Genomic DNA, 4,591 nt, shown 5'->3' on the forward strand with positions numbered 1-4,591 from the left:
CCCGTTGAACCGCAAGGTGATGTACGCCCCGGAGGTGAACGAGTACCGGTAGTCGGTCGGCGTCTCGGACGGCGAGCAGTTGGAGCAGACGGACCAGGCGCCGGTGTACTCGGCCTGCCCGTTGCCGGTGCCGACGTTGGTGTTGTTGAACGTGGACGTCTGCTCGACCGTGGGCGTGGTCGGCGTGTCCGAGGCCATGAATGTCGCGTCGCCCGAGTAGGCGATGCCCGCGCCGTTGGTGACCTTGAGTCGGAAGTGGGTGACTGCCCCGGGGCTGGCGCCCGCGATCTGGGTGGAGACGGTCTGCGCCTCGGCGGAGGCAAGCGTCGGGGTGGCCGGCGCCAGGTTGCCGTAGGCGTCCGTCGCCCCCCATTCGAACTGCCAGGTGAACGGCTGACCCTTGGGCTCGACGACACCGCTGACCGTGGCACCAGTCGCGGTGATGTTCGACGCGGCAAGACCGGACGCGACCGGGGTGTCCGACGACGTTGGGGACTCGATGACCGCGAGCCGCGCCTTGAGGTTGGCCAGCGCCGCGTTCACGTCGTTGATGCGGGACTGGTACTCCTCCCGGGTGGGCACGTTAACCATCGCGCATCACGCCGGGGTGTAGATCGACTTGTAGCGGGCGCGGGCGTTCGGCTTGGAGCCGTAAATGTCGAAGATGCTGCCGACGGCCTCGTTGAAATAGTTCTCCGGGCCCATGTGTCCGGTGGCGTGCGCCTCCTTGAACACGTTCGTCATCCACGTGACCCAGTTGGCGTTGTCGCCGGGGGTGCCGTAGCCCTGCGCGAGGCCCCATTCGGGGACGATCAACTTCTTGGGCCGTCCGCGCCAGTCGGGGCCGGCAGCACGGACCCGGGCGAGCATCCACAGAATGCCGTCGGGGTCGTTCGCCTCGGACCGGAAAGCCGATTCGCTTTGCGGGTTCCCGTCGTACCAGTTGTACCAGTCACCCCCGATGAACGTGCAGTAGTCGTCACCGGGGTAGACCAGCGAGGAGTTGGACTGCGGGTTGGACGCGTGGCCGTTGATGACCCAGGCGGTGACGACGTTCGGGTACACCTCCCGCATCACGTTGACGATGCGCTGGTAGCCGGCGATGTACTGGGCGTTGCTCGTGAACCGGCCGCCGCCGGTGTGGCTGGAGTCCTGCCCACCCCAGTAGAAGTAGGTCCCGTTCATCTCCCAGGCGATGCTGTTGATGACCGCCGGGTATCCGGCTTCCTCGCGGGCCTTGAGTGCGAGTGCAAAATTGCGCCAGTAGGAGTCGTAGTTCCCGGCGACGAGCTGCGCGTAGTTCGCGCCCACGTTCGACGGGAACGGCGCATGCTGCATGATCAGCGTTTTGGATTTGTCGTTGAACTGGTCGAACGGGTATCCGCCGACGTTGAGCAGGGAACCCCATCCACTGCCGCGGATCTGGTAGCACAGGCAGTGGCCGATGGGCCTGCCGCCGCCCATGTTTGCCTGCCAGTCATAGGTGGCCTGGATGCGGTTGTGGTTGTAGCTGCCGGCGTAAGGCCACCATCCGGTCACCGGGGTGGTCGGTCCGCCGCCCCCGCCGCTGCCGTTGTAGGCGCTGTTGTTGTAGTTCCGCGCCGCCGACCACAGGGCGTTTCCGAAATTCGCGACCGTGGTGCCAGTCGTGGCGACGGAGAAGTTGTCATACAGGTAGCCGGAGCAGTTGGCCTGTCCGAGGTACTGGCCGTATTCGGTGGACAGCCGCTGGGCGTTGGTCGTCAGGCTGCCCGTGTCACCGCCGGTCCCGGCGAAGCTGCGGGACCCCATGTACCAGGGCTTGTTGGCCGTGTTCGCCGCAGTGGTGAACGCGGCGGCGCGGGGACCGAGGGTGCCGGCGGGCGCGTAGACGTCGTGGTAGCTGATCAGGTCGATGGCGCTGCCAGCCGCGAACGCGGCGATCACACCCGCGTTGCTCGCGGCACTGCCACCGCCGGTCCCGACGAGGGCCTGCGGGTCGCGCTGCTTGATGCGGGTGGCGACAGCCTGATACCAGCCGGCGATGTTGCTGTTGGCCTCGTTCGCCTCGTTGCAGATCTCGTACATGGCGACGGTGGCTTCATTCGCATGCCGGGTGCACACCGAGTCGATCCACGCCGCGGCGGTCGAGTCCAGCGGGGTCGTGTACGTCGGGGTGTACGAGGTGCAGCTGGAGGAGCCGTTGAGGAGGGTGACGCACAGGTACTGCCCGGCGGCCTTCGCGGCGGCGAACACCGTGTCGTAGGCGGTGAGGCTCATCCCGGGCATGACCCAGATGCGGGTCATCGACCGCGGGTTCAACTCGGCGAAGAACTGCGCGGCCTGCGCGGGGGTGGGCTGGGAGCCGGCCGGGCCGCAGCCGACCGCGTGCGGCCACGACATGCCGGCGAACTTGTACTGGCCGCCGTTGAGCTGCAGGGCCTTCCCAGACCGGGTGATCCGGCCGATGGCTGGCGCGGTCGCGGTGGTCGTGAAGGTCCGGTCGCTGCTGGTCGTGGTCCCCGAGCTGTTCACGGCCCGCAGCCGGTAGTGGTAGGTCGTGCCGGCGGCGAGTCCGGTAACGGTGGCGCTGACGGTCATCGCCGCACCGGTCGCGACGCTGCCGTCGGGGATCGGCGCGAGCCCGCCGTAGCTGGTCGTCAGCCCGTACTCGAACCTCCACGCGGTGGTCGACCCGTTGGGCGAGACCTGCGCGGACAGGACGGCGCTGGTGTTGATGACGCTGCTGGCTGCGACGCTGGTGACCGACGGGACGGTCGGCGCCGGGCCGGTGCTACCGGTGTTGGCGATGAACGTCTCGTTGCCGGAGGTGGATGTGCCGGCGGCGCTCGTCACGACGAGCCGGAAGTGGTAGACCGCACCCGACGTCAAGCCGGAGATCTGCGTTTGGACGGTCTGCGCGGCGGCGGTCCCGGCGGCGGGCGCGGCCGGGCTGACACTGCCGTAGCTGGTCGAAGTGCCGTATTCGTACTGCCAGGTGAACGGCTGGCCCTGCGGATCAACCTGCGCGACGAGCGTTGCCGCGGTGGTCGTCCGGTCCGCCGTGGCAACGCCGGAGATCGCCGGGGCGCCGGGCGGGATGTGCGGCTCCAGCGCGGACACCCGGGCACGCAGGTCGGCGATGTCCGCCTCGATCACGTCGAGGGCGGCCTCGAACTCGGTCTCGGTGGGGACGTCTACCACGGCCGCCGCCTCATGCCGGGAGGTCCACGAGGACGGCGTAGTGCGCCTGCCCATCCCACGAGGCGAGGGCGGTCTTCCGGGCCCAGGCGGTGACCATGTTGATGTTTCGGTCGATCGCGTTGGGCGACGGCTGTCCGCCGGACGTCCAGCCTGGGTCCATCGCCGCAGGGGTTTCCCGGTACTCGACCAGCCCGGTGGCGAACATCCACGTTTTGCCGGCGGCCGGCACCTCGTTGCTGTCACCGGCCGGGCCGCGGCCCGAGTAGCCGACACCGGGCACGACGATGGTGTCCCTGCTGGTGAGGATCAGGTTTCCGGTGCGGCGGAACAGTTGGGCGGTGTCGTCGAGCGCTTCGGGCCGGCAGTGGACCATGCCGGGGGCGCCGAACCCGGAGTCGGCCAGCGCCTGCTCCAGCAGAAGCAGGCCGCGGGTGAACGACACGGCGGTGCCCGGCGTCGGGTTGACCACCGTCGCAGCACCCTGCTTGGTCAGATACCGGTTTCCCAACCCGGCGGTGCGGGCCCGGGTGCCGTCCCAGAACTCCCGCTCAACCGCCTTCGGGGTGGCAGCCTCCAGCAGCCGGGTCGCTCTGCCAACGAAATCCCGGCCGCTGGCGGTCATCAACGTGCACCGGTCGTAGGCGGACACCGAGTACGGCATCCATTCGACGACGCCCGGCGCCGTGTAGCTGTAGGTGCCCGAGGTGTCCGCGGTCGGCGGGGCCGCCCCAACCGACGCCGAACCGGTGTCCGTCCACGACACAGTCGGCGCAGACACGGTGGCGAGCAGCCCCCACGGCCCGCCCGACGTCCGCCCGTACACCCGGTACTGTTCGGCCCCGGCAACCGCGGTCCACGTCAGCGTCACCGTGCTCGTAGAGCCGGTGGTGGTCTGCGTCACCTCCGCTGATGGCAGGCCCTCACCCCACTGGGAGAGGGCGGTCACCTTGTAGCCGTAGGTGTCGGCGGTCAGCGTTCCGCCCGACGCCGAAGTGCCTGACGTCGGGGTGACGATCGCGGCAAGGCCGACACCGGCCGGGCCGCACGGGTCGCCGAGGATGACCTGTGCGGCAACCTCCGGCAGGTAGGTGACGCCGTCCAACGCCCACCGGTCGTCCGCGGTCTGCGGACGGCTGGCGGCGCGCACCAGCGACACAGCGGGCGGATCCAGCTGTGGTGCGGGTACGGCAATGGCGAACGACACCGGGGGCCTCCTCCCAGCTCGTCAAAGAGAGGGGGAGGATCAGTAGGGCAGCGAACCGGCCAGTCGATCACCACGATCGCCGCGCCCGGTTCGCTGCCCTACTGATCCTCCCCCTCTCTTTGACGAGCTGGGAGGAGGCCCCCGGTGTCGTTCGCCATTGCCGTACCCGCACCACAGCTGGATCCGCCCGCTGTGTCGCTGGTG

The 4,591-nt window shown here is 69.0% G+C and carries 3 protein-coding genes; all 3 read right to left on the reverse strand.

Translation table 11 applies throughout. The annotated features are described in order from the left end of the window. Window positions 1-591, reverse strand: a 591-nt coding sequence (locus FDN03_RS15820; RefSeq protein WP_212743927.1) for a hypothetical protein, incomplete at its 3' end; no start/stop codon positions are given. A 6-nt stretch (window positions 592-597) separates the two neighbouring features. Beyond that, a complete protein-coding gene (locus tag FDN03_RS15825; protein WP_138178554.1) occupies window positions 598-3,183 on the reverse strand; it encodes a glycosyl hydrolase in 2,586 nt (861 codons plus the stop codon). A gap of 10 nt (window positions 3,184-3,193) precedes the next feature. After that, on the reverse strand, window positions 3,194-4,387 hold the full coding sequence (locus FDN03_RS15830) for a hypothetical protein (RefSeq protein WP_138178555.1): 1,194 nt from the start codon (window positions 4,385-4,387) through the stop codon (window positions 3,194-3,196). Between the last annotated feature and the right edge of the window lie 204 nt (window positions 4,388-4,591).

Source organism: Glutamicibacter sp. V16R2B1, from assembly GCF_005774635.1.
GTDB classification, from domain to species: domain Bacteria; phylum Actinomycetota; class Actinomycetes; order Actinomycetales; family Micrococcaceae; genus Glutamicibacter; species Glutamicibacter creatinolyticus.